The sequence below is a fragment of the Pseudomonas sp. MF6751 genome (assembly GCF_016613265.1).
GTDB classification, from domain to species: domain Bacteria; phylum Pseudomonadota; class Gammaproteobacteria; order Pseudomonadales; family Pseudomonadaceae; genus Aquipseudomonas; species Aquipseudomonas fluorescens_BV.
The window spans coordinates 90,246-115,400 of sequence record NZ_JAENSV010000001.1 but is presented as its reverse complement, the minus strand read 5'-3'; the positions used below and the strand labels follow the sequence as shown (position 1 = coordinate 115,400).

General features: G+C 60.7%; 24 protein-coding genes and 1 pseudogene. 16 read left to right on the top strand and 9 right to left on the bottom strand.

Features of this window, described 5'->3' with window-relative positions:
• Positions 1 to 33: 33 nt before the first annotated feature.
• The gene (locus JJD66_RS00565) at positions 34 to 387 is read left to right on the top strand and encodes a YkgJ family cysteine cluster protein (protein ID WP_003195461.1); all 354 of its coding nucleotides are present in this window, start codon (positions 34 to 36) and stop codon (positions 385 to 387) included.
• 71 nt (positions 388 to 458) lie between these two features.
• Here the strand turns inward: JJD66_RS00565 and JJD66_RS00560 are convergent, their stop codons facing one another.
• Positions 459 to 947 (bottom strand): Lrp/AsnC ligand binding domain-containing protein, encoded by a 489-nt coding sequence (locus JJD66_RS00560; RefSeq protein ID WP_003176896.1) that lies wholly within the window; start codon positions 945 to 947, stop codon positions 459 to 461.
• Positions 948 to 1,103: 156 nt separating this feature from the next.
• Here JJD66_RS00560 and dadA point away from each other — a divergent pair, with 156 nt between their 5' ends.
• The 6 genes from dadA to JJD66_RS00530 all read left to right on the top strand — a co-directional run bounded on the left by dadA (position 1,104) and on the right by JJD66_RS00530 (position 7,202).
• A complete protein-coding gene (gene dadA, locus JJD66_RS00555; protein WP_200647409.1) occupies positions 1,104 to 2,405 on the top strand; it encodes a D-amino acid dehydrogenase in 1,302 nt (433 codons plus the stop codon).
• Positions 2,377 to 2,730: a RidA family protein gene (locus tag JJD66_RS00550; RefSeq protein ID WP_200647408.1), complete on the top strand. Its 354-nt coding sequence runs from the start codon at positions 2,377 to 2,379 to the stop codon at positions 2,728 to 2,730. The genes dadA and JJD66_RS00550 overlap by 29 nt, the downstream gene beginning before the upstream one ends.
• A gap of 79 nt (positions 2,731 to 2,809) precedes the next feature.
• The gene (alr, locus tag JJD66_RS00545; RefSeq protein WP_105228954.1) at positions 2,810 to 3,883 is read left to right on the top strand and encodes an alanine racemase; all 1,074 of its coding nucleotides are present in this window, start codon (positions 2,810 to 2,812) and stop codon (positions 3,881 to 3,883) included.
• A gap of 116 nt (positions 3,884 to 3,999) precedes the next feature.
• Positions 4,000 to 4,548, top strand: coding sequence for a cupin domain-containing protein (locus tag JJD66_RS00540; RefSeq protein ID WP_014720470.1), 549 nt, complete (start codon positions 4,000 to 4,002; stop codon positions 4,546 to 4,548).
• 182 nt (positions 4,549 to 4,730) lie between these two features.
• Positions 4,731 to 5,141, top strand: a complete 411-nt coding sequence (locus JJD66_RS00535) for a c-type cytochrome (protein ID WP_034129081.1) — start codon at positions 4,731 to 4,733, stop codon at positions 5,139 to 5,141.
• Positions 5,142 to 5,279: 138 nt separating this feature from the next.
• Positions 5,280 to 7,202, top strand: coding sequence for an acetyl-CoA hydrolase/transferase family protein (locus JJD66_RS00530; RefSeq protein WP_200647407.1), 1,923 nt, complete (start codon positions 5,280 to 5,282; stop codon positions 7,200 to 7,202).
• A 116-nt stretch (positions 7,203 to 7,318) separates the two neighbouring features.
• Here JJD66_RS00530 and JJD66_RS00525 read toward each other — a convergent pair whose 3' ends face one another.
• Both JJD66_RS00525 and rep read right to left on the bottom strand, forming a co-directional pair.
• A complete protein-coding gene (locus JJD66_RS00525) occupies positions 7,319 to 7,891 on the bottom strand; it encodes a xanthine phosphoribosyltransferase (RefSeq protein ID WP_003195447.1) in 573 nt (190 codons plus the stop codon).
• A gap of 58 nt (positions 7,892 to 7,949) precedes the next feature.
• Positions 7,950 to 9,959, bottom strand: coding sequence for a DNA helicase Rep (gene rep / locus JJD66_RS00520; RefSeq protein WP_200647406.1), 2,010 nt, complete (start codon positions 9,957 to 9,959; stop codon positions 7,950 to 7,952).
• Positions 9,960 to 10,225: 266 nt separating this feature from the next.
• Between rep and JJD66_RS00515 the strand changes: the two genes are divergently transcribed.
• A complete protein-coding gene (locus JJD66_RS00515; protein WP_057975303.1) occupies positions 10,226 to 11,890 on the top strand; it encodes a putative bifunctional diguanylate cyclase/phosphodiesterase in 1,665 nt (554 codons plus the stop codon).
• Between the two features lie 125 nt (positions 11,891 to 12,015).
• Here JJD66_RS00515 and JJD66_RS00510 read toward each other — a convergent pair whose 3' ends face one another.
• Positions 12,016 to 13,419: a NorM family multidrug efflux MATE transporter gene (locus tag JJD66_RS00510; RefSeq protein WP_200647405.1), complete on the bottom strand. Its 1,404-nt coding sequence runs from the start codon at positions 13,417 to 13,419 to the stop codon at positions 12,016 to 12,018.
• 152 nt (positions 13,420 to 13,571) lie between these two features.
• Between JJD66_RS00510 and JJD66_RS00505 the strand changes: the two genes are divergently transcribed.
• From JJD66_RS00505 to JJD66_RS28355, 3 genes and pseudogenes are all read left to right on the top strand, one after another.
• On the top strand, positions 13,572 to 14,492 hold the full coding sequence (locus JJD66_RS00505; protein ID WP_014720465.1) for a LysR substrate-binding domain-containing protein: 921 nt from the start codon (positions 13,572 to 13,574) through the stop codon (positions 14,490 to 14,492).
• 176 nt (positions 14,493 to 14,668) lie between these two features.
• Positions 14,669 to 15,742 (top strand): annotated as a pseudogene (locus tag JJD66_RS28360) (Cache 3/Cache 2 fusion domain-containing protein); the annotation flags it as partial.
• A gap of 42 nt (positions 15,743 to 15,784) precedes the next feature.
• Complete coding sequence (locus JJD66_RS28355) at positions 15,785 to 16,645, top strand: methyl-accepting chemotaxis protein (RefSeq protein WP_430459260.1); 861 nt, start codon at positions 15,785 to 15,787, stop codon at positions 16,643 to 16,645.
• A gap of 3 nt (positions 16,646 to 16,648) precedes the next feature.
• On the opposite strand, the gene JJD66_RS00495 is transcribed toward JJD66_RS28355, so the two are convergent.
• Positions 16,649 to 17,563: an ABC transporter six-transmembrane domain-containing protein gene (locus JJD66_RS00495; protein WP_200647404.1), complete on the bottom strand. Its 915-nt coding sequence runs from the start codon at positions 17,561 to 17,563 to the stop codon at positions 16,649 to 16,651.
• 111 nt (positions 17,564 to 17,674) lie between these two features.
• Here JJD66_RS00495 and JJD66_RS00490 point away from each other — a divergent pair, with 111 nt between their 5' ends.
• Positions 17,675 to 18,250: a TetR/AcrR family transcriptional regulator gene (locus tag JJD66_RS00490; protein WP_200647403.1), complete on the top strand. Its 576-nt coding sequence runs from the start codon at positions 17,675 to 17,677 to the stop codon at positions 18,248 to 18,250.
• Positions 18,251 to 18,256: 6 nt separating this feature from the next.
• Here JJD66_RS00490 and JJD66_RS00485 read toward each other — a convergent pair whose 3' ends face one another.
• Positions 18,257 to 19,753 (bottom strand): YifB family Mg chelatase-like AAA ATPase, encoded by a 1,497-nt coding sequence (locus tag JJD66_RS00485; protein WP_200647402.1) that lies wholly within the window; start codon positions 19,751 to 19,753, stop codon positions 18,257 to 18,259.
• A 154-nt stretch (positions 19,754 to 19,907) separates the two neighbouring features.
• The gene (locus JJD66_RS00480) at positions 19,908 to 20,171 is read right to left on the bottom strand and encodes an accessory factor UbiK family protein (RefSeq protein ID WP_034129057.1); all 264 of its coding nucleotides are present in this window, start codon (positions 20,169 to 20,171) and stop codon (positions 19,908 to 19,910) included.
• A 423-nt stretch (positions 20,172 to 20,594) separates the two neighbouring features.
• On the opposite strand from JJD66_RS00480, the gene glnK reads away from it, so the two are divergent.
• The 4 genes from glnK (at position 20,595) to sutA (ending at position 23,375) form a co-directional block, all read left to right on the top strand.
• Positions 20,595 to 20,933, top strand: coding sequence for a P-II family nitrogen regulator (glnK, locus tag JJD66_RS00475; RefSeq protein ID WP_002555808.1), 339 nt, complete (start codon positions 20,595 to 20,597; stop codon positions 20,931 to 20,933).
• 34 nt (positions 20,934 to 20,967) lie between these two features.
• Complete coding sequence (locus JJD66_RS00470; RefSeq protein ID WP_020302863.1) at positions 20,968 to 22,305, top strand: ammonium transporter; 1,338 nt, start codon at positions 20,968 to 20,970, stop codon at positions 22,303 to 22,305.
• 209 nt (positions 22,306 to 22,514) lie between these two features.
• A complete protein-coding gene (locus JJD66_RS00465; protein WP_200647401.1) occupies positions 22,515 to 22,940 on the top strand; it encodes a secondary thiamine-phosphate synthase enzyme YjbQ in 426 nt (141 codons plus the stop codon).
• A 102-nt stretch (positions 22,941 to 23,042) separates the two neighbouring features.
• Entirely contained in the window at positions 23,043 to 23,375 is a 333-nt protein-coding gene (gene sutA / locus JJD66_RS00460; protein ID WP_014720461.1) for a transcriptional regulator SutA, read from the top strand.
• A gap of 188 nt (positions 23,376 to 23,563) precedes the next feature.
• Here the strand turns inward: sutA and JJD66_RS00455 are convergent, their stop codons facing one another.
• Together JJD66_RS00455 and xerC are read right to left on the bottom strand one after the other, a co-directional pair.
• Entirely contained in the window at positions 23,564 to 24,259 is a 696-nt protein-coding gene (locus JJD66_RS00455) for an HAD family hydrolase (RefSeq protein ID WP_198715851.1), read from the bottom strand.
• On the bottom strand, positions 24,256 to 25,155 hold the full coding sequence (gene xerC / locus JJD66_RS00450; RefSeq protein WP_014720459.1) for a tyrosine recombinase XerC: 900 nt from the start codon (positions 25,153 to 25,155) through the stop codon (positions 24,256 to 24,258). Before xerC ends, JJD66_RS00455 begins: the two co-directional genes overlap by 4 nt.

The window sequence follows — 25,155 nt, the reverse complement described above, 5'->3', positions numbered from 1 at the left end:
TCCACGTCTATTCGCCGTTCGGTATGGGTTTCGATGAGTTGCAACAGTCAGAAAATCAGCGCGCTGCGTCGCCAGATTCCTTCGTTCGAGTGCGTCCCCGGTTGCCACGACTGCTGTGGGCCGGTGACCACCTCGCCCGAGGAAATGTCGCGTCTGCCGCGCAAGACCGCTGCCGAGCAAGAGGCGGCGATGGACGAGCTGAACTGCGTGCACCTGGGGCCCAAGGGTTGCACCGTGTATGATGAGCGGCCGCTGATCTGTCGCCTGTTCGGCACCACCAAGACCTTGCCGTGCCCTAATGGCCGCCGGCCAGTGGAGCTGATTCATCCGCGGGTGGAGAAGCAGATTCATGAGTACATGGCGAGTACCCGGCAGGTGCTGGTCTAGCGGATGTACTCGGTTAAAACTGTGGGAGCTGGCTTGCCTGCTCCCACATTTGACCGTGTTGTGTCAGTGGGTCAGTCAGGGATCGGCAGGTTCAGGCTCTCTTTCACCTCTTCCATCACGATATAGCTCTTGGATTCCCGCACATGAGGGAGTTTGAGCAGGATATCGCCCAGCAATTTGCGGTACGAAGCCATCTCCGAGATTCGCGCTTTCACCAGGTAGTCGAAATCACCCGACACCAGATGGCACTCCAGCACGTGAGGCAGTTTCAGCACGGCTCGGCGAAATTCTTCAAAGGTGTCACCCGACTTGTAATCCAGGCTGATCTCGACAAATACCAGCAAACTTCCCTTCAAATGCTGGGGATTGAGCCGTGCGTTGTAGCCCATGATGATCCCTTCGCGCTCCAGGCGCCGCACGCGCTCGGTGCAGGGCGTGGTGGACAGCCCGACCTTTTCCCCCAGCTCCGTGAACGAGATGCGCCCGTCGGTTTGCAGGATGCGCAGGATATTGCGGTCGATCTTGTCCAGCTCCCGCTTGGTCTGGGTGTTGGTACGCATAGGGGATACGCCTCTGTCAAAAGGGTTTTTGCCAAGAATTGTCGCCAAATATAGGCATTTATATAGTGAAATGCACTGCCGATTGTTTTTTACACTGCGCCCATCATTGCTCGAATAACACACGTCAGCGGCTGAGCCCGCGATGAGGATATAAAAATGCGCGTTCTGGTCTTGGGTAGCGGCGTCATTGGGGTGACCAGTGCCTACTATTTGGCGCGGGCCGGCTTCGACGTTGTGGTGGTTGATCGTCAGCCTGCCGCTGCCATGGAAACCAGTTTCGCCAACGCCGGTCAGGTGTCCCCTGGCTACGCCTCGCCATGGGCCGCGCCGGGTGTGCCGCTCAAGGCCATCAAATGGCTGCTTCAGCGCCACGCGCCGCTGGCGATCAAGGCCACTGTCGATATCGACCAATACCTGTGGATGGCGCAGATGCTGCGCAACTGCACGGCCAGCCGCTACGCGGTGAACAAGGAACGCATGGTGCGCCTGTCCGAGTACAGCCGCGACTGCCTCGACGAATTGCGCGCCGAGACCGGGATTGCCTACGAAGGGCGCAGCCTCGGTACCACCCAACTGTTCCGCACCCAGGCCCAGCTCGATGGCGCCGCCAAGGACATCGCCGTGCTGAAAGAGTCCGGCGTGCCATTCGAATTGCTCGACCGAGCCGGCATTGCCCGGGTTGAACCGGCCCTGGCCAGCGTCACCGATATCCTCGCGGGTGCCTTGCGTCTGCCCAACGACCAGACGGGCGATTGCCAGATGTTCACCACGCGCCTGGTCGAAATGTGCAAACAATTGGGCGTGGAATTCCGCTTCGAACAAGACATCCAGCGCCTGGACTACGCGGGCGACCGCATCAACGGTGTGCTGATCGACGGCAAGCTGGAAACTGCCGATCGCTATGTACTGGCCCTCGGCAGTTACTCGCCCAAGTTGCTCAAGCCATTGGGGATCAAGGCGCCGGTGTACCCGCTCAAGGGTTATTCGCTGACTGTGCCGATCACTAACCCGGCAATGGCGCCGACCTCGACCATTCTCGATGAAACCTACAAAGTCGCGATCACCCGTTTCGACAATCGTATTCGCGTCGGTGGCATGGCTGAAATAGCCGGTTTTGACCTGTCGCTGAACCCGCGGCGACGTGAAACCCTGGAGATGATCGTCAACGACCTTTATCCTCAGGGCGGCGATCTGGCCCAGGCCAGTTTCTGGACCGGCCTGCGCCCGACCACCCCGGACGGTACACCGATTGTGGGTGCCACGCCGTTCAAGAACCTGTTCCTGAATACAGGCCACGGTACCCTCGGTTGGACCATGGCCTGTGGTTCGGGTCGCTTGCTGGCCGACCTGATGGCGAAGAAAACGCCGCAGATCAGCGCCGCAGGCCTCGATATTTCCCGTTATGGCAACCCCCAGGAGTCCGCACAACATGTCAATCCAGCGCCAGCTCACCAATGAGCGCATGAGCCAGATCGTTGTCCACAGCGGTACCGTGTACCTGGCAGGGCAAGTTGGCGACGACATGAGCGCCGGGATTGAGCAGCAGACCCGTGAAACCCTGGTCAATATCGAGCGCTTGCTGGACCTTGCCGGTACCGACAAGTCCAGGTTGCTGTCGGTAACGATCTACCTGAAGGACATCGACGCCGACTTCGCTTTGATGAACGCGGTATGGGACAAATGGCTGCCTAAAGGCCTCGCCCCGGCCCGCGCCACGGTCCAAGCCAAGCTGTGCGAACCCGAGATTCTGGTAGAGCTGTCTGTCGTGGCTGCGCTGCCTTAACAATGATCCCTCTCCCGGTGCCGACGTTGTTGGTCGGCACCGGTTTTTTATTGACTTTGCTGCCTAGAAGCCTGCCGCCATGCGTCCAGCCCGTGCCCTGATCGATCTCCAAGCCCTGCGCCATAACTACCAATTGGCCCGAGAAGTCACCGGGGCCAAGGCCCTCGCCGTGATCAAGGCCGATGCCTACGGCCATGGCGCGGTGCCCGTGGCCCAGGCACTGGAGGCGCAAGCCGACGGGTTCGCGGTGGCGTGCATCGAGGAAGCGCTGGAACTGCGCGCCGCCGGCATTCGTGCGCCGGTGTTGCTGCTGGAAGGTTTTTTCGAAGCCGACGAGTTGCCGCTGATCATCGAGCAGGATTTGTGGTGCGTGGTGCATTCGCTGTGGCAGTTGGAAGCCATCGAGCAAGCTCGTTTGAGCAAGCCGCTGACAGTTTGGCTGAAGCTGGACTCGGGCATGCACCGTGTGGGCCTGCACCCCAAGGATTACCAGGAAGCGTATCAGCGCCTGCTGGCGAGTGGCAAAGTGGCGAAAATCGTGTTGATGAGCCATTTTGCCCGCGCCGATGAGCTCGATTGCGTCAGCAGCAACGAACAAGTAACGGTGTTTGAGGCGGCGCGCCAGGGGCTGGCGGCTGAGGTCAGCCTGCGCAACTCACCGTCTGTATTGGGCTGGCCGAGCGTGGCCAGCGACTGGGTGCGCCCCGGTATCATGCTTTACGGCGCAACGCCCTTTGGCGAAGACCAGGCCCTCGCCGCGCGCTTGCAGCCGGTGATGACCCTGGAATCCAAAGTGATCTGCGTGCGCGAGTTGCCGGCCGGTGAGCCGGTGGGCTATGGCGCCAGGTTCGTCACGCCCAAGCCGATGCGCATCGGTGTGGTTGCCATGGGTTATGCCGACGGTTACCCACGTCATGCGCCCACCGGCACACCGGTGCTGGTCGCTGGCCAGCGCAGCCGGCTGCTGGGGCGCGTGTCCATGGACATGCTGTGTGTCGACCTCACCGACTTGCCCCAGGCGGGCCTTGGTTCCACCGTAGAGTTGTGGGGCAAGCACATCCTCGCCAGTGATGTTGCCGTGGCCGCCGAGACCATCCCCTATCAGATTTTCTGCAATCTGCGCCGAGTGCCAAGGCTCTATAGCGGCGCTTAGCCGCCGGCAACGAACCGAGTACACCGGGATTTAGGCCCAAGTGTTGTAAATACTGAACGCTGTCGCCATGATAACGCTCAATTACAACAAAGCCTGAATCCTAGGAGGCTCCTGCATTGGACGTCGGCGAACGACTGCAATCCATCCGTAAACTCAAAGGTCTTTCCCAGCGTGAGCTCGCCAAGCGTGCGGGCGTCACCAACAGCACCATTTCGATGATCGAGAAAAACAGCGTCAGCCCCTCGATCAGCTCCCTGCGCAAGGTGTTGGGCGGTATCCCCATGTCCATGGTCGAGTTCTTCTCCGAAGAAGTGCTCCAGGAAATACCGACGCAGATCGTCTATAAAGCCAATGAGCTGATCGACATCTCTGACGGTGCCGTCACCATGAAACTGGTGGGCCGGGCGCGCCCAAGCCGGGCCATCGCATTTCTCAATGAAATCTACCCTCCAGGTGCCGACACGGGCGAAGAAATGCTCACCCATGAAGGCGAAGAAACCGGAATTCTGGTGGAAGGGCGCCTGGAGTTGGTGGTCGGTCTTGAAACTTTTGTGCTCGAAGCGGGCGATAGCTACTACTTTGAAAGCACCAGGCCTCATCGTTTTCGCAATCCGTTCGACGTGCCGGCGCGACTAATCAGCGCAGCCACACCCGCGAACTTTTAAGAATAGAGGCGCCCTGCCAGCGTTGCAGAGGTTCCCGCAGCTGTACACCGTGAGGCCGAATCTCCCTTTATTTAATAGGGTTGTTTCGGCCAGGCGGGCTAACCGTTATACTTTCGCCGCCTGCGAAACCGTGGCCGCAGGCGTGAATAGCCACCATTGAGGGTGAACGCGTGAACCTAATTATGAAAATGCTGGCTGCACCAGCAACCGTACTGGCCCTATGGGCTGTCAGCGCTCAAGCTGCGACCAATGATGACATTGCCAAGCGCCTGGAGCCTGTGGGCCAGGTTTGCGTCCAGGGCCAGGAATGCAAGGGCATGGAAGTTGCCGTGGCAGCCGGCGGCGGCGGCGCGAAAACCCCCGATGAGATCATCGCCAAGCACTGTAATGCGTGCCACGGCAGCGGCCTTTTGGGTGCGCCAAAAATTGGCGACACCGCCGCATGGAAAGAACGCGCCGACCATCAAGGTGGCCTCGATGGCATCCTGGCCAAGGCCATCACCGGTATCAACGCCATGCCGCCCAAAGGCACCTGCGCTGATTGTTCGGATGACGACCTCAAGGGTGCGATCAAGAAGATGTCCGGGCTGTAATCGGCCGATCTTCGTCAAAAATGCCGCTTACCAGCGGCTTTTTTGTGCCCGCGATTTGGTATTCAGGCTGTTCATTGCAGCAAAGACCCGGCAAGCTCGGTCCAACCCCTAATTCATGGAATGTTCGGGAGCAGTCGGATGGTGCAGTTGTGTTCAATCGAGCAAGCAGTTGACGACGTACTGGAGCGCCTGCCGGCGCATATCCATATGGGCATGCCGCTGGGGCTGGGCAAGCCCAACCTGTTCGTCAACGCGCTGTACCGGCGCATCGCGCAGTTGCCTGAACGGGCGCTGACGCTTTATACCGCCCTGAGCCTGGGACGGCCTACGCAGGGTGACGGTCTACAGAAACGCTTTCTCGAACCCTTCATCGAGCGGGTGTTTGGTGACTACCCCGAGCTGGATTTCCTCGCGGACCTGCACAAGGGCAGCCTGCCGAAGAATATCCGTGTGCAGCAATTCTTCATGCAGCCCGGCAGCTTGCTCCACAGCGCCGCGGCGCAGCAGGATTACGTCAGCAGCAACTACAGCCATGCGGCCCGCGACATCAATGCCGCCGGCCTGAACCTGGTGGCGCAATTGGTTGCCAGTAGCAGCGAGCATCCCGACCGCCTGAGCCTGAGCTGCAACCCGGATATCACCCTCGACCTGATGCCCATGATCGCCAAGCGCCGCGCGGCCGGGGAGACCATCCTGGTCGTCGGCCAGGTCCATAGCGATTTGCCCTACATGCCTGGCGATGCCGAGTTGGGCATGGATGAGTTCGACTACCTGCTGGATGAAAAAGACAGCACCACGCTGTTCTCCACCCCGAACATGCCGGTGGGCTTTCAGGATCATTTTATCGGCCTGCATGCCAGCACTCTGGTGCGTGATGGCGGTACGTTGCAGATTGGCATCGGCTCCATGGGCGATGCACTGACGGCTGCCTTGCTGGCGCGCCAGGCCGACAACGAAGCCTATCGCCTGTTGCTCACCGACTTGGATGTGTATCAGTGGGCGCCGTTGATCAGCCGCGAAGGCGGCGTTGAGCCGTTTGCCCGTGGCCTTTACGGTTGCAGCGAGATGTTCGTCAACGGCCTGCTGGTATTGGCCGATGCCGGGATCGTGCGGCGCAAGGTCTACCCGGACGTGGCGACCCAGATGCAGGCCAACGCGGGCACCCTGGACGACGCGGCGCAACCCGATGGCGTGTCGATCCATGGCGGTTTCTTCCTGGGGCCGCGCAGCTTTTACCAGCGTCTGCAGGAAATGACCCACGCCAAGCGCCAGGCATTCAACATGACCCGCATCAGCTATATCAACGAGCTGTACGGGCAGGAAGAACTCAAGCGCCTGCAGCGCCTGGATGCGCGGTTTATCAACAGCGCCATCATGGTCACCTTGCTCGGTGCTGGCGTGGCTGATCAGTTGGAAGACGGTCGCGTGCTCAGTGGTGTGGGCGGGCAATACAATTTCGTGGCCCAGGGGCATGCGCTGGAAGGTGCACGCTCAATCCTGATTTTGCGCAGCTGGCGCGAGTCGGCGGGTGAGGTCAGTTCCAATATCGTCTGGGAGTACGGCCACTGCACCATTCCCCGGCACCTGCGGGATATCGTCATTACCGAATACGGTATTGCCGACTTGCGCGGTCAGACGGATGCCAAGGTGATCGAAGCGTTGCTGAACATCACTGACTCAAGGTTCCAGCACGACTTGATTGAGCAGGCGCAAAAGGCCGGCAAATTGCCCAAGGATTTCCAGTTGGATCCGCGTTTCGCCGACAACACGCCGCAGCGGCTCCAGGCGATTCAGGCCAGGCATCGTCGCTTGTTTCCCGAATACCCCCTGGGCAGTGACTTCACGGATGAGGAGCGGGACTTGTTGCGGGCGCTGAACTGGCTCAAGAGCAAATTCAAGCTCACGGAAATTCTGGAGTTGGGCAAGGCAGCACTCGACGCGCCGGAGCCGGAGGCGTTTCCCGAGCATTTGAAGCGGATGCGCTTGGATAAGCCGGAGGGCATCAAGGAAGACCTGTATCAACGCTTGCTGCTGGCCGGACTGCAGGCAACCGCCCACTGACAGCGCAACGCAAAACCTAATGTGGGAGCTGGCTTGCCTGCGATGAGGGCCTGTCAGCCGACATCTCTGTCGACTGACACACCGCTATCGCAGGCAAGCCAGCTCCCACACAGTGATTACTCGATAAAGGTCACGACACCACCGGCCAGCGACTTCACCCGCGCCAGCGACTCAACCCGATAACCTTGGGCATCCAGTTCTGCACGCCCACCCTGGAACGACTTCTCGATCACAATGCCCAAGCCGGCTACGGTCGCGCCGGCCTGCTTGATGATCGAGATCAGCGCCTGGGACGCCTTGCCGTTGGCCAAAAAGTCATCGATCACCAACACGCGGTCGCTGCTGGTCAGGTGCCGCGGGGAGATCGCCACGGTGCTTTCGGTTTTCTTGGTGAAGGAATACACCGTGGCCGACAGCAGGTTTTCCGTGAGCGTCAAGGATTGCTGCTTGCGGGCGAAGATCACCGGCACACCCAGGTTCAGCCCGGTCATGATCGCCGGGGCAATGCCCGACGCTTCGATGGTGACGATCTTGGTGATGCCCGAATCCTTGAACAGTGCGGCGAACTCGTCGCCGATCAGTTTCATCAGTGCCGGGTCGATCTGGTGGTTCAGAAAGGCGTCAACCTTGAGGACCTGATCGGAAAGCACGATGCCTTCTTCGCGAATTTTCTTGTGCAGTGCTTCCACGGAAAGCTTCCTCTAATGGCGCGTTGTGTGCCGAAAGTAGATTAAAAAGTAGTCGATTCTAGCGCTTTAACATCGCGCGTATATCCGCCAAGGCGGTGTTGCCGCGAACGGCCTTCACCTCGGTGGGAGTGTCGTCATTACCTTCCCAGGCCAGGTCGTCCGGCGGCAGTTCATCCAGGAACCGGCTGGGGGCACAATCGATGATTTCACCGTATTGCTTGCGCTTGGCGGCAAAGGTGAAGGCTAGGGTCTGACGTGCGCGGGTAATGCCCACGTAGGCCAGGCGGCGTTCTTCTTCGATGGTGTCGGCTTCGATGCTGGAGCGGTGCGGGAGGATTTCCTCTTCCATGCCCATGATGAACACGTAGGGAAATTCCAGGCCCTTGGACGCATGCAAGGTCATCATCTGCACGCCTTCGGCACCGTCTTCCTCTTCTTGCTGGCGCTCGAGCATGTCGCGCAACACCAGCTTGCCGATGGCGTCCTCGACGGTCATCTCGCCGTCTCCGTCTTTTTCCAGGGTGTTCTTCAACGCCTCGATCAGGAACCAGACGTTGCCCATGCGGTAATCGGCGGCCTTGTCGCTGGAACTGTTGGTGCGCAGCCAGTTTTCATAGTCGATGTCCATGACCATGCTGCGCAGGGCGCTGATCGGGTCTTCGCCGGCGCACTGCTCGCGGACCTTGTCCATGAAGCGCTTGAAGCGTGACAGGCGATCAGTGAAGCGCGTGTCCAGGTGTTCGCCCAGGCCGATTTCGTCGGTGGCGGCGTACATCGAGATCTTGCGTTCGGTGGCGTAGTTGCCGAGCTTTTCCAGGGTGGTGGAGCCGATTTCCCGGCGTGGCACGTTGATCACGCGCAGGAAGGCGTTGTCGTCGTCCGGGTTCACGATCAGCCGGAAGTAGGCCATCAGGTCTTTGACTTCCTGGCGTCCGAAAAAGCTGTTGCCGCCCGACAGGCGATACGGCACCTGATGATGCTGCAGTTTCAGCTCGATCAGCTTGGCCTGGTAGTTGCCGCGATACAGGATCGCAAAGTCGCTGTAGGGCCGGTCGGTGCGCAAGTGCAGGCTGAGGATTTCCACGGCGACGCGCTCGGCTTCGGCGTCTTCGTTGCGGCAGCGGATCACACGGATCTCGTCGCCATGGCCCATCTCGCTCCACAGTTGTTTTTCAAACTCGTGGGGGTTGTTGGAGATCAGCACGTTGGCGCAACGCAGGATGCGGCTAGTGGAGCGGTAGTTCTGCTCCAGCATCACCACTTTCAAGGAGGGGTAGTCTTCCTTGAGCAGCATCAGGTTTTCCGGGCGGGCGCCGCGCCAGGCGTAGATCGACTGGTCGTCGTCGCCCACCACGGTGAACTGGTTGCGCGTGCCGATCAGCAACTTCACCAGCAGGTATTGGCTGGCGTTGGTGTCCTGGTATTCGTCCACCAGCAGGTAGCGCACCTTGTTCTGCCACTTCTCCAGGATGTCCTTGTGCTCCTGGAACAGCTTGACTGGCAGCAGGATCAGGTCGTCGAAGTCCACGGCGTTGAACGCCTTGAGCGTGCGCTGGTAGTGGGTGTAGACGATGGCAGCGGTCTGCTCCTTGGGGTTGCGCGCAGCTTCCAGGGCTTCGGCGGGCAGGATCAGGTCGTTTTTCCACGAGCCGATCATGTTCTTGATTTCGTCGACGCCGTCGTCGCCCGCGTATTCCTTCTGCATGATGTCGGTCATCAGGGCCTTGACGTCGGTCTCGTCAAAGATCGAGAAGCCCGGCTTGTAGCCCAGTCGCACATGCTCCTTGCGGATGATGTTCAGGCCCAGGTTGTGGAAGGTGCACACGGTGAGGCCACGGCCTTCGCCACCCTTGAGCAGGGTGCCGACCCGCTCTTTCATTTCCCGCGCCGCCTTGTTGGTGAAGGTCATGGCGACGATGTACTGGGCGCGGATGCCGCAGTTCTGGATCAAGTGCGCGATCTTGCGCGTGATCACGCTGGTCTTGCCGGAGCCTGCACCGGCGAGCACCAATAGAGGGCCGCCGACGTAGTTCACGGCTTCTTGCTGCCGGGGATTGAGTCGGGACATACGGAATTTCAGGGGTCGTTGTTCAAAAGGGCGGGCATTTTAACAGGCTGGAAAGATTCTGCTGCCATAGAACGACGGTGTGACGTACCACTCGATCTAAATTTGCCGGTTTTGCTACTTTGCCGCAGGATGTTAAGGATTATTCGAGACTAATATTTACAGTCTACGTGTTTGATAACACCTATCATTTGTCATTCTTTGTCATTGTCAGGCCGCACGTCATAATGGCACCGCTAATGAAATTTTGCAGAGTCTAGGGAGTTAGCGTGTCTACGCCTGTCGAACCCTTGCGTTTGCTGCTGCTGGCCGATGAGCCCGAGTGGGCGGCGTTGTTGCGCGAGTGCCTGGCGCCGATGGGCGAAGGGGCTGTGCTGATCAGCGCGCCCAACTGGGACTCGGTAAGCCGCCTGTTCGATGACGACCAGGGTGCTGTGTTATTGACCACGCCCAGCCTGCAGCCCGGCCCCGGCCGGTGCAGCCTGCCGTGTGTATTGCTGCTGGAGCAGGAGCCACTGGTGTCGCCGCTGGGTGTCAGCGATTGGTTGGTGTTGGATGCATTGGACGCCGACACATTGCGCCGCTGCCTGCGCCATGTGCGCGAGCGCGGCGTGCTGGAAAACACTTTGCAGCGCCTGGCCGAGCAAGACCCGCTCACCGGTATTGCCAACCGCCAGGGCTTCCAGACCTTGCTGGCCGCCCGGCTGGCAGAAAACGAAGGCCGTGGCCTGGCCCTCGGTCATCTGGACCTGGACAATTTTCGTCATGCCAACGATGCCCTCGGCCATCAGGCGGGCGACCGTTTGATCCTGCAAGTGGTGTCGCGGCTCAAGAGCCAGCTCGAAGCCGGGGACCAACTGGCGCGCCTGGGCAGCGATGAGTTTGCCTTGTTGATCGATACCCGCCGGGCGCCCCAGCGCGCCGAATGGATGGCCGAGCGCATCACCGAAGTGATGGCCGAACCCTATTGGGTGGATGGCGAAAGCCTGTTGATTGGTTGCAGCCTGGGCATGGCCCATGCTCGAGCCCGCGCTGGCGCCGACCCGTTGATGTGGCATGCCCATATCGCCATGCAGCAGGCTAAAAGCACCCAGGGCTGTACCTTTCATATCTTCAATGAACGCATCAACCGCAACGCGCGCAGCCTGGCCGACTTGGAAAGTGAACTGCGCCGGGCCTTGCGTCGTGATGAGTTGGAGTTGCATTACCAGCCGCGACTGGACCTGGACGACGGTCATATCGTTGGCCTCGAAGCTCTGGTGCGCTGGCGCCACGGTGAGCGCGGCTTGTTGCCGCCTAGCGAATTCGTGCCGCTGGCCGAACAGAGTGGTCTGATCGTGCCATTGGGCTACTGGGTGATCTCCCGAGCCCTGCGCGACATGCAAGACCTGCGTGAACGCGGCCTGCCGCCGCTGCACATGGCGGTCAACCTGTCGTTTCGCCAGTTCCAGGACAGTCAGTTGCTGTCTACCCTCAGCCGCCTGATTGCCGAGCGCGGCGTGGAAGCGCAATGGCTGGAGTTCGAATTGACCGAAACCGCCGTGATGCGCCGCAGCGACCTGGTCAAGCAGACCATGGACGCCCTTGGCCGGCTGGGCGTGCGGTTTTCCCTGGATGATTTTGGCACCGGTTTTTCGTCGTTTGTGCACCTCAACAGCCTGCCGATTGCCTTGTTGAAGATCGACAAGAGCTTTGTCGGCGGCATGGAAGAGCGCGAAGAAAACCGCAAGCTCGTGCACGCCATGATCAACCTGGCCCACAACCTCAACCTGGAAGTGGTCGCCGAAGGCGTGGAAACCCCTGAGCAGCTTGAGCTTTTGCGCTTGTTTGGGTGCGATCAGGTCCAGGGTTACCTGATCAGCAAGCCGTTGCCGCTGCCAGAACTGGTGGAATACCTGATGTTCGGGCAAAGCCAGCAGGCGCTGTTGGGTTAAGCCTTCAAAGTGGTTCAAATGAGGGAGCTGGCTTGCCTGCGATAGCGGTCGTTCAGCTAATAATGATTAGCCTGACACACCGCTATCGCAGGCAAGCCAGCTCCCACATGGGCCGCGTGCACTCGCTAGTCCGGCACGGCCGCTCGGAATCCAACAGGAGCATCCGGCTCCTGCCGAATCATCCGCTTCATCTTCGCCTCAAACGCCCAGGTCAGGCTCACCGCCGCACACGCCAGGCCCAGTGCCAGGCCCCACCAGACGCCTGTTGGCCCCCAGCCCAGGGTGAACGCCATCAACCAGGCTGACGGTGCGCCAATCAGCCAATAGCAACCCAGGCCCACCAGGAAGGTGGTCTTGGCGTCCTTCAAGCCACGGATACAACCCATGGCGATGGTCTGCACGCCATCGAACAATTCAAACCAGGCGGCGACGGCCAGCAGGCTCACTGCCAGCACGATGACGTCATGGAACGCCGGGTCGTCATGGTCGAGGAACAATCCGATCAGTGGGTCGGAAAACAGCCACAGTACCGCCGCAAACCCCAACATCACCATGGCGCCGAATCCTATGCCCACTCGTCCGGCCAGGCGTGCCTGCAGCAACTGCCCGGCGCCGTAATGCTGGCCGATGCGCATGGTCACCGCGTAGGACATCCCCGCCGGCACCATGAAGGCCACCGAGACAATCTGCAGGGCGATCTGGTGCGCCGCCAACTGCGTGCTGCCCATGGTGCCCATGCACAACGCCGCAAAGGCAAACAACCCGACCTCTACCGCATAGGTGCCGCCAATCGGCAGGCCCAGGCGCCACAGCTCGCGCAGGTAGTGGGTATTCAGGCGCAGCAGGCCGGTGCCCAGCGGGTAGGCGGCGTAGGCGCGGTTGCTGCGGATGTACCACATCAGTGCCAGCGCCATGCCATTGGCGACGATGGCGGTCACCAGGCCGATGCCCATCAGGCCCAGTTTCGGCAGGCCGAACATGCCTTCGATCAGTGCATGATTGAGCAGGTAATTGACCACGGTGCCGCACAGGCTGATCACCATCACCGGGGTGGCCTTGCCGATGGCGCTGGTAAAGCCGCGCAGGGCCATGAAGCTCAGGTAGCCGGGCAGGGCAAAGGGCAGGATCGTCAGGAATTGCCCGGCCGCATGCACGTTGGTTTCGGTCTGGCCGAACATCAGCAGCACCGGCTTCAAGTTCCATAACAGCAACGCCGCCGCCAGGGCCATCAACCACGCCAGCCACAGCCCGGCCTGGGTCAGGCGAGTAGCGCCGTCGATATCGCCCGCGCCATGGCGAATGGCGACCAGGGTGCCCACGGCTGCGATCACGCCGATGCAGAAGATCGCCACGAACGAATAGCTCGCCGCGCCCAGGCCTCCGCCGGCCAGTGCCTCGGGGCTCAAGCGCGCCATCATCAAGGTATCGGTCAGCACCATCAGCATGTGCGCCAACTGTGAGGCAATCAACGGCCCCGATAGCCGCAGAATGGCCCAGAGTTCGGTACGTGCCGGATGTTGCATGATCATCACACTCGAATGGTCAGGAAGGTGGGGAAGGGTTGATTCTCGGCGCATTCAGCGCATTGCACAAAAGGATAAAAGCGATCGTTAGCATGATTAAAACTCATGTATGAGCGATTCTGGTAGGGTTTCCAGATTGCGCAGTCGGAGCTTTCAGCATGTCTCGTCGTCTTCCTCCTCTTTATGCCTTGCGGGCATTTGAAGCCGCCTCCCGCCACCACTCGTTTACCCGCGCGGCTGAGGAATTGTCGATTACCCAAAGCGCGATCAGCCGGCATATCCGTACGCTCGAAGATTATTTCGCCTGCCGATTGTTCCAGCGCAGCGGTCGCACGTTGCAGCTCACGGAAGCAGCGCGTTTGTTGCTGCCTGGCGTACGGGAAGGCTTCGCTGCCCTGGAGCGTGCTTGCCATACCTTGAATGCCGAAGATGACATCCTGCGTATGAAGGCGCCGTCAACCTTGACCATGCGCTGGCTGCTGGCGCGGTTGAGTCGCTTCCGCGCATTGCAGCCAGGCAATGAGGTGCAACTCACCAGTGCGTGGATGAGCATTGATGAAGTGGACTTCAACCAAGAGCCATTCGACTGCGCGGTGTTGCTCAGCAACGGGCACTTTCCGGCGGACTGGGAGGCCAGTTATCTGTTTGCGGAAATGCTTATCCCGGTGGGAGCCCCCAATCTTTTGGACGACGGTCCCTGGGACGTGACGCGGCTGGCAACCGCCGAACTGCTGCACCCGACGCCTGACCGCCGCGACTGGCGTTACTGGCTGCAGCGCATGGGGTTGTCATCTCACGTTTCACTCAAGGGTGGGCAGGTGTTCGACACGCTTGAACTGGGCATGATAGCCGCCGCCCGAGGCTATGGCGTCTCCATGGGTGATTTGTTGATGGTGGCCGAAGACGTGGCGCAGGGACGCTTGAGCCTGCCGTGGCCTACGGCGGTCGCCAGTGGGGAAAGCTACTACCTGGTGTGGCCGAAAACCCGTCCGGGTGGCGAACGTTTGCGACGGTTGGCGGAATTTCTTCAAGGTGAAGTCAAGGCAATGGAGTTGCCTCAGGTTGAACGCCTCGATTGAGTAGGGCCGGACCGTTTGTGCAATCGTTTGCGGGATACCCCTGTGATTCGCTCAAGTATTGCCAAATGCCGCCGAAGAAAGGTGTTGGAACCCTCGTGCACTACCGTTTCCCACTAGATAATTTGCCGAGCAGCGCTATGAGATCAGGATGATCCTGGCCTCGGCCAGGAGCTGTCATGTCTCAACCTCGTGCCCGGATTGCCTCCCAGTTAGGCCTTGCACTCGCCGTGATTCTGGCTGTCGTGATCAGCGGCAGTACGGTCTTCGCCCTTCGTACCCTCGACTCCGCCAACCTCGCCACCCGCGAGGAACACTTGGCCAGCGAGGCGCGTTTGCTCGCCGACCAACTCAACACCTTCCACAGCACCTTGCGTGAAAGCACCCAGCGTTTGAGCGGGCTGTTTGAAAAGCGCTTCGGCGCCGGCTTGAGTGTGCGTGCGGACCAGCCCGTGGCCGTGGCCGGCGTGCAGACGCCGAGCCTCTACCTGGGCAATGAGGTGCTGAACAATAACTTCGAAGAGGTGGATGAGTTCAAGCAGATGTCCGGTGGCGTGGCCACGGTGTTCGTGCGCAGCGGCGACGACTTTATCCGTGTAAGCACCTCCCTGACCAAGCAGGACGGCAATCGCGCCATTGGCACCGTGCTCGACCGTCAGGGCGCGGCCTACCAGCGCGTTGTGAGCGGCCAGACCTACATCGGCCGTGCCGTGTTGTTCGACCGCTCCTACATGACCCAATACAGCCCTGTACGTGACAGCAGTGGGCAGGTCATCGCCGTGCTGTTCATCGGTTTCGATTACACCGATGCCCAGAACGCCCAGTTTGAAAACCTCAAGCGCTTCCGTATCGGCCAGACCGGCTCCCTCGCGCTGCTGGATGAGCAAAAGCACTGGCTGGTGCCGCCGGCTGGCGTGCAAGCGCCGGATCAGGCGATTGCCGTGATGCTCGACCTGGCGAAAAAGCCGGGTGCTGGCCGTTTCTGGAGCGACAAGAACGAAGATTTCTATAGCGTCTCGGTGCCGTTCGAAGGCGGCCCTTGGGCGGTGGTAGCGAGCATGCCCAAGGCTGAGATTCGCGCAGTGACCTGGGAAGTCGGCATCCGCCTGGTGGTCGGCAGTGTGCTGGCGATGTTGCTGGCAGTGGGCGCCACGGTGTGGCTGTTGCGCAGCAAGCTGGCGCCATTGAGCGAGCTGGTGCGCCAGGCCCAGGCCCTGGGCGCGGGCGATTTGAGTGCGCGGCTCAATGTGTCCAGCCATGACGAAATCGGCCAGCTGGCGCGTAGTTTCAACCAGATGGGTGAGGCGCTGTCGACCATGGTGTCGCATATCCGTACCGCCGCCGAACAGGTCAACAGCCGCGCCCAGGCGCTGTCGGGCTTGTCCGGCGGTGCCTATGAAGGCATGGAGCAGCAGTCCGGCGAGATCACCAGCATGGCCGGTGCGGTGGAAGAGTTCAGTGCTACCTCGCTGAACATTGCCGACAACATGGGCAACACCGAGCGCCTGGCCCAAGAGAATGCCCAGCAAACCCGTATCGGCCGCAGCTCGATGCAAGAGGCGTCATCGTCCCTGGAACATATCGCCACTGCGCTGAACAGCACCGCTGCCGTGATCAACACCCTGGGCCAGCGTTCCCAGGAAATCGGCGGGATCGTCGGCGTGATTACCGCCATCGCCGAACAGACCAACCTGCTGGCGCTCAACGCCGCCATCGAGGCTGCGCGCGCCGGCGAGCAAGGCCGTGGCTTCGCCGTGGTCGCCGACGAAGTGCGCAACCTGGCTTCGCGCACCCGCCAGGCCACCGATGAAATCTCCGGCATGATCCAGAGCATCCAGCAGGAAACCGGCAACGCCATCAGCACCATGGAGCACGGCAATGCGCTGATGCAGGAAGGCCTGTCGCGCAACGCCGACGTGGCCTCGGCCCTGGCGCGTATCGACGAGCAAAGCCGCTCGGCCGGCCAGCAATTTGCTGCGATCACCACCGCCACCCAGGAACAGAGCAGCACCGCGACCTTGCTCAGCAGCAACCTGCAGAGCATTGCGCTGGCCAACAGCGAGCAGCGTGAAGTGGTGTCCAACCTGGCAGTTACCGCCAAGGAACTGGAGACCTTGGCGGCAGGCTTGCGTCATGAGGTGGATCGGTTTCGTTGAGGCTCAGGCCTCCCCAAGCCCTGGGTCTACGCGCTTGCCAATGTCCTTGAGCCGCGCCAGTTGGTCGACCATGCCTGGCGCTTCGTCCAGGCTGGTGACGAAGGTCCACAGATAGGTCATGACGGCGTAGATGTGGCCGGCCTTCACCGCTGGGGACATGGCCAATTGGCTGATCGCAACCACGAACAGTAAGGCCGCGGTCATGCCGATAAACAGGAACGCCGCAGCCTCGCGGTCTGAAAGCCAGATGCGCAGGCGTGACAGCAACTGGTAGTGACGTCGCAGGGTCGGCGCGCCGACTTTTTCGACCAGACCAATTTCTTTCTCCAGGCGATTATTCAGGCGCTCGTGTAGTTCCTGATTGCGCCGTGCAAAGCGTGGCAACAAGGTGATGCACAGCAGCAGCGCGGCCAGGCAGGCCATACCTACCCACGGCTCAATCACGATCAGCATCACTGCCGCGCCCACAATCGACACCAACGCCGTGGCGATGATAGGCACGTGCTTTTCAAAGAAGTCGACAAACTCCCTAGCAAGTACTACCCGTGCCGCCGATTTCGAGGTGCTGTGGTTCTGTTGGCGCTGGTTGAGAATGACCGGCACCGCAAGGTCCGCGTAGATGCGCGTGAACGTACGGGTGTCCAGCGCCCGTCGCGCCGCCCCAACGGCCCAGAACGCCATGACCACGGCGGCATAGAACAACGCACTGGTGGCATCGCCGCGGATAATCGAATCCACCGCGAACCCGGCAAACAGCGGGTAGGCCAACAACAGTGCGTTCTCCAGCGCCACCAGCGACAAGGTGCAAGACAGCTTGCCGGGATAGGCTCTGGCAATAGCCTTGAGGGTTTGGCTGGCAGACTGCTGGCCGATTTTCTTGCTTTCTTCTATCAGAACTTGTGGGGTGACGGATGTCATGGGTGCACCAGAGGAGTAATAGACGCTATTATTGAGCGACTGCTCAAGTATCCTTGAGCGATCGCTCAAAAAGCAAGCCCCGCTTATCTGCTTGTGCTCGAAGGAATTGCCATGTCGCGTACCGACCGTAAAGACCAGATCATCGCCGCCGCCCTGGAGCTGTTTCGCAGCAAGGGTTTCGCCGATGTATCCACCCGTGACCTCGCCGAACATGCCGGCTTGTCGCGCAGTCATGTCTATCACTACTTCAGCGACTGGAATGAACTGCGCCGCGAAGCCTTCGTACGCTTTGCCAATGAGCAACTGGATGAAGTGCGCGAGCCGTTGGCCGATGCGCCACCGCTGGAGGCGTTCGTGGGTTTTTTGCGCGACTGCCTGCCCAGCACTGCTGATGCCGGCTGGGCGCTGTGGCTCGACGCCTGGGACGAGGCTATGCACGACGCGCAAATGGCTCAGGCTTATCTGGTGATCAACGCCCAATGGCAAAGCATGCTTGCCGAGGTGATCGAGCGGGGCGTTGCCGATGGCGTCTTTCGCTGCGAGTCGTCTCAACGCGCTGCACGGCAGATCTTCGCCCTGGCGATGGGCTATGCCGATGACCTGATGCTCAAGCCTTCCGCAGAGTCCGCAGAAGCGGTGCTGCAAGAAGTGTTGGAAGTGGCGAGGCTGCTGCTGGATTTTGCCTGACAAGTGCTAGCCATTTGCGGCTGGTCGGTACTGCAAGGCCTCCGCCAAATGATGGCGGGCGATGCCTTCCACTTGCTCAAGGTCCGCCAGGGTGCGAGCCACCTTGAGCAATCGATGGGCTGCGCGCAGTGATAATGTCAGCCGCTCACACGCGCTTTCCAGCCAGCTTTCATCGGCTTTGGCCAACTGGCAGTGTTCGCGCAGCCGGGGCAGATCGAGGAATGCATTGGCGCAACCCTGGCGTTGGTGCTGGCGTTCCCGGGCTTGCGCCACCTGAGCGGACGCTTGCGCGGTGGTATCACCGGCTTGTTGGGCGGGGCTCAGCGCAGTGACTTCTCGCGCGACTGTCAGGTGCAAATCAATCCGGTCCAGCAGCGGCCCGGAGAGCTTGTTGCGATAGCGCTGGATCTGTTCCGGCGTACACCGGCAACGCCCACTGGGTTCGCCCATGTAGCCGCAAGGGCAGGGGTTCATTGCCGCGACCAGTTGAAAGCGCGCCGGGAAGCTCACCCGGTCACGGGCTCGGGAGATCACGATGTGCCCCGACTCCAATGGCTCGCGCAGCACCTCCAGTACCTTGCGATCGAACTCTGGCAGTTCATCCAGGAACAACACCCCGTGATGAGCCAGGGTGATTTCACCCGGTTGTGGCTTCGAGCCGCCACCCACCAGCGCCGGCCCGGATGCCGAGTGGTGCGGCTGGCGAAACGGGCGGTTTGGCCAATGGCTCAGCGGTGCCAGGCTGACCACGGATTGGATTGCGGCCACTTCCAGCGCTTCCTGCTCGCTCAACGGCGGCAGCAAGCCCGGTAGCCGGCTGGCCAGTAAAGTCTTGCCGGTGCCCGGTGGTCCGCTGAACAACAGGTTATGCGCGCCCGCCGCCGCGATCAGCAATGCTCGCTTGGCCGCGAGTTGGCCCTGTACTTCACTCAGGTCCGGGTAAGGTTTGTTCAGGTACAGCAAACCGTCGGACGCGTAGGGCTCAATCGGTACATGCCCATTCAGGTGCGCCACCACTTGCAGCAAGTGATCCACCGCAATCACCTTCAACCCCGACGCCAGGCACGCCTCCTCGGCATTGGCGCGCGGCACTATCACGGTGCGCCCGGCCTTGCGCGCCGCCAGCGCGGCCGGCAACACCCCCTTCACCGCGCGCACCTCGCCGGACAGCGCCAATTCCCCAAGGCATTCCACGTCATCGAGCATCAACGCCGGCACTTGCACACTGGCTGCCAGGATGCCCAGGGCGATCGCCAGATCAAAACGCCCGCCGTCCTTGGGCAGGTCGGCAGGCGCGAGATTGAGTGTGATGCGGCGGGCCGGATATTGCAGCGCCGAGTTGAGGATGGCGCTGCGCACGCGATCCTTGCTTTCCTTCACTGCAGTTTCGGGCAAACCCACCAGAGTGAGAGACGGCAGGCCATTGGCCATGTGCACCTCGACGGTGACGGCGGGGGCTTCTACACCCACCTGAGCGCGGCTGTGGACGATGGCGAGGGACATGCTCGTTCCTTGAATGGGAGGGCCGCTTCCTGCGGTTTTTTCAAGGGTAGACGAGGTGGGATGGAGCGGGGCGGGGAGGTTTTACAGAACGTATCCGGGCGGCAGCGCAAAACAAGTGTGGGAGCAGGCAAGCCAGCTCCCACAACAATCGCGTTCACTCAGCAGAAGGTGGCGCCAACCGTGCTTCAAGTTCAGCCACCTTCGCCTCCAGGCTCTCCAGCCGCGCACGTGTGCGGGCCAGCACCACCATCTGGCTGTCAAACTCTTCCCGGCTGACCAGGTCGAGCTTGCTGAAACCACTCTGTAGCAAAGCCTTGAACTGGCTTTCGATTTCATTGCGGGGCAGCGGGGTGTCGCCGCTGAACAGGCGAGAGGCGTGGCCGCTCAGGGCGTCGAGGAAGTCTTTGGGCGCGAGCATTGGACATATTCCGGAAAACAGTTGGCCGGCAGTGTACCACGCAGCGTCTATAGTCATTTTCACGCCCCGCTGCGCACGGTTTTCGCGCATTGGGGCGGGCGGCTGCGCACTGTTTTGATGCGCATTGCGGCCGCGCAGGCGCCCCGTAGGTGGGCATAAGCGGGCAAAGGATTGATTTCGTTGGTTTTTACGGAGCTGGCAAGGTTTCTGCTTAGACGATCATGACCCATGCACTGATGCAGTCGCTGTGACGAATGCAGTGCGCCGACGGATCCGGGGTACAGGGCTCGTCACCAGTGGTTCGCTGGCGTCGCGACGGCAAATGCCGAGGCGACGATGCGTTACAAAGCCAGGCACTGCGCTTAGACTTGAGACGGGTTTGTTTTCCTGGGGCAAGTCCACCAAATTCGGGAGAGAGTTTTCATGAAGCTAGTCACTGCCATCATCAAGCCGTTCAAGTTGGACGATGTACGCGAGTCACTGTCCGAGATCGGCGTGCAGGGCATTACCGTTACTGAGGTCAAGGGCTTCGGTCGGCAGAAGGGTCATACCGAGCTGTATCGCGGCGCGGAATACGTGGTCGATTTCCTGCCGAAGGTGAAGATCGATGTCGCCATTGACGACAAGGATCTTGACCGGGTTATCGAGGCGATAACCAAGGCGGCCAACACCGGCAAGATCGGTGACGGCAAGATCTTCGTGGTCAATCTGGAACAGGCTATTCGCATCCGTACCGGCGAAACCGATACCGACGCAATCTAAGCCGCCAAACCCCAACGCCCCAGGAGAAAACAATATGACTCTGCGTAAATTCGCAGGGCTCGGAGCCCTGCTGTCCATCGTAATGCCAAGCCTGGCCATGGCGGCAGATGAAGTGGCTGCTCCAGTCCTCAATTCCGGCGACACCGCCTGGATGCTTACCGCCACCGCGCTGGTGCTGTTCATGACCATCCCTGGCCTGGCGCTGTTCTACGGCGGCATGGTCCGCTCCAAGAATATTCTGTCGGTGATGATGCAGTGTTTCGCCATCACTGGCCTGATCAGCATCCTGTGGGTCGTCTACGGCTACAGCATCGCGTTCGATACCACCGGTATGGAACAAGGTGTGGTCAACTTCAATTCCTTCTTCGGCGGCATGGGCAAGGCGTTCCTGGCGGGTGTCACCCCGGCCAGCATCACCGGGCCGGCGGCGCTGTTTCCGGAAGCCGTGTTCATCACCTTCCAGATGACCTTTGCCATCATTACTCCTGCGCTGATCGTCGGTGCTTTCGCTGAGCGTATGAAGTTCTCCGCGATGCTGATCTTCATGGCTATCTGGTTCACCCTGGTCTATGCGCCGATTGCGCACATGGTCTGGAGCGGCAATGGCGGCCTGATGTGGGACTGGGGCGTGCTGGACTTCGCTGGCGGCACCGTTGTGCACATCAACGCAGGTGTGGCTGGCCTGGTGGCGTGCATCGTGCTCGGCAAGCGCAAAGGCTTCCCCACCACCCCGATGGCCCCGCATAACCTGGGCTATACCCTGGTGGGCGCGGCCATGCTGTGGATCGGCTGGTTTGGCTTCAACGCCGGTTCCGCTGCGGCGGCCAACGGCACCGCGGGCATGGCGATGCTGGTAACTCAAATCGCTACCGCAGCTGCGGCCCTGGGCTGGATGTTTGCCGAGTGGATCACCCACGGCAAGCCAAGCGCACTGGGTATCGCCTCGGGCGTGGTCGCCGGCCTCGTCGCCGTGACACCAGCGGCTGGCACCGTGGGCCCGATGGGCGCCCTGGTGATTGGTCTGGTCGCCGGTGTGGTGTGCTTCTTCTGCGCGACCAGCCTCAAGCGCAAGCTGGGTTATGACGACTCCCTGGACGCCTTCGGCGTGCACGGTATTGGCGGTATCGTCGGTGCGATCCTCACCGGTGTGTTCGCAGCTCCTGCTCTGGGCGGCTTCGGCACCGTGACCGACATCGCGGCCCAGGTCTGGATCCAGTGCAAAGGCGTGGGCTTCACCGTGATCTACACGGCGATTGTGACCTACGTCATCCTCAAGGTGCTCGACATGGTCATGGGCCTGCGTGTCACCGAAGAAGAAGAGGCGGTCGGCCTCGACCTGGCGCAACACAACGAGCGCGGCTACAACTTGTAACTACGCGAAAAAAACATGCCCGGCTTGCCGGGCATTTTTTTGCCCGGCGTTTGTCTGTGGCTAAAGGTGCATGGGTTTTTTATCGACTTTGTGATGGGATCCACACTGCACTTTTAAGGGTGCAAATGTCTTACAGGCATGAAGGCGTATTAGGCACTTTGTTTTTTCCCAGAGCGCGCTAGAATGCGCGCCGATGGGCGGAGAACTGTATGTGGCAACAGACCATGATTACCCTGCGGGCCAAGCCCCGGGGCTTTCACTTGGTAACGGACGAGTTGCTTGCCGGCTTGCCTGAATTGAGGGCGTGCCGTGTGGGCCTGTTGCATCTGTGGCTGCAGCACACCTCGGCCTCGTTGACCGTCAACGAGAATGCCGACCCGGCGGTTCGCCGTGACTTCGAGCGTTTTTTCAACCTGCTGGTGCCACAAGGTCGCGCAGGGTTTGAACATAACGACGAAGGTCCGGATGATCTGCCGGCGCACTTCAAGGCCAGTCTGCTGGGTTGCCAGCTGAGTTTGCCGGTCAAGGCCGGCCGCTTGGCGATAGGGACCTGGCAAGGTGTTTATCTGGGCGAGCACCGTGATCATGGCGGTGCTCGTAAAGTCCTCGCCACCTTGCATGGTGAAGGGGCGTAAGCCACTGGTGATCCAGTGGATGTTGATTTTTTTCCGGCAACCTCGACAGAGGGTGAAGCTGGGCTATAACTAATCTGCTTTTCGCAAGTCATGAGGTAGAACATGAGCGACGATGATCTGGAACAAGACGACCTCGAAGTAGGTGATGAAGACGACACCGAAGACGGTCTTGAAGTTGCGGCCGAAGACGTTGCTGAGGACGTCGATGACAGTGTTGGCGATGACGCGGCTCCCAAAGCCAAAGGCAAAGCCAAGGCGGCTGTGTCGGTAGACGAGTTGCCGAGCGTTGAAGCCAAGAACAAAGAGCGCGATGCCCTGGCGCGTGCGATGGAAGAGTTCCTCGCTAAAGGCGGCAAAGTGCAGGAAGTCGAGGCCAACGTGGTGGCTGATCCACCGAAGAAGCCGGATAACAAGTACGGCAGCCGACCTATCTGAGGTCTGCCTCCTGCTTGTAAGAAAAAGCCCGCCGTCGCTGCGGGCTTTTTCATGCCTGGAGCAATTTACCGGTTTGCTGCAATACCCTGTGGGAGCTGGCTTGCCTGCGATAGCGGTCTATCTGAGAGCCCTGTGTTGACTGATCCACCGCTATCGCAGGCAAGCCAGCTCCCACATTGGGGTCAGTGTTAGCTCCAGCGACTCAGCAGTGGCGGTAACTCCGTCAGGCTGCGAATTTGCGCATCCGGGCGCTTGTCACCCTCCCAGGCCTTGCCCGTGGGGTTGAACCACACTGCCCGCAGTCCCGCCTGCTGCGCGCCGGCGATGTCATCCCCAGGATGATCGCCCACATGCACTGCCGCGCTGGCGTCCACACCGCCACGCTGCAGTGCTTCATGAAACAGCCGTGCATCCGGCTTGGCGATGCCGATATCTTCAGCGCGCAGGGCAAAGTGAAAGTAGTCCGCTAGACCCACACGCTGCACATCGGCATTGCCATTGGTGATCACGCCGAGCAGGAAGTGCTGGCGCAGCGCCTTGAGCATCGGCTCGGCTTCCGGAAACACGGTGAGTTGGTGGCGTGCGTGGATGAACGCTTCGAAGCAGACATCCGCCATCTCTGTGGCCTCAGGCTGGGGATAACCGGCCTCCTCGAACGCATGGATCAACACGCGATGACGCAGCAGGCTGATACGGTGTTTGAGTTCGGGATGACGCTGCAGCACCTGCTGGCGCAGGCTGGCAAAATGCTCAAGGGGCAGCTCGCCGACCTTGGACGCGTGGGTCGCCAGCCAGTCGCGCATCGACGCTTCGGCGCTGATGATGACGGGTACGTTGTCCCAGAGGGTGTCGTCCAGGTCGAAGGTGATCAGCTTGATACTCATGAGTCGCCGCCCTTGATGCGTTTGGCCCGTGGATGGGCGCTGTCGTACACCGTTGCCAGGTGCTGGAAGTCGAGGTGGGTGTAGATTTGCGTGGTCTTGATATCCGAGTGCCCGAGCAGCTCCTGCACGGCGCGCAGGTCCTGGGAGGATTCGAGCAGGTGGCTGGCAAAGGAATGACGCAACATGTGCGGGTGCAGATTCTGCCCCAGCTCGCGCTCGCCGGCAGCCTTGACCCGCAGTTGAATCGCCCGCGGCCCCAGGCGCCGGCCTTGCTGGCTGACAAACACGGCATCGTCTGCCGGGTTGGTCAAGAGACGTAGCGGCAGCCATAGCTGCAAGGCTTCGCGGGCTTTCCTGCCCACGGGCAGTACGCGCGTCTTGCTGCCTTTGCCGAGCACTTGCACCAGGCCATCGGCGAGGTCCAGCTGATCGAGGTTCAGCCCCGTCAGCTCCGACAGGCGCAGGCCCGAGGAATAGAACAGCTCGAGGATTGCCTGGTCGCGATGAGCCAGGAAGTCATCCTCGACGGCACCGTCGAGCAATTGCAGGGCGCGGTCTGTGTCCAGGGTCTTGGGCAGGCGCCGTTCGCCTTTGGGCGGTGACAGGCCATTGGCCGGGTCGTGGTCGCACAGGCCTTCGCGATTGAGGTAGTGATAGAGGCCGCGCACCGCCGATAGCAGGCGAGACAGGCTGCGGGAGGATTGGCCCTGTTGGTGCAACCGGGCGATCAGGCTGCGCAGGGCCTGGATATCCAGGGCCTTCCAACTGCTGACGTGCTGTTTTTCGCAATAGGCCAGGACCTTGTTCAAGTCCCGCCGATAAGCTTCCAGCGTGTGGGACGACACCTGGCGCTCATTGCGCAGGTGAGCGCAGTAAGCGTCCAGTTGCCGCTCCAT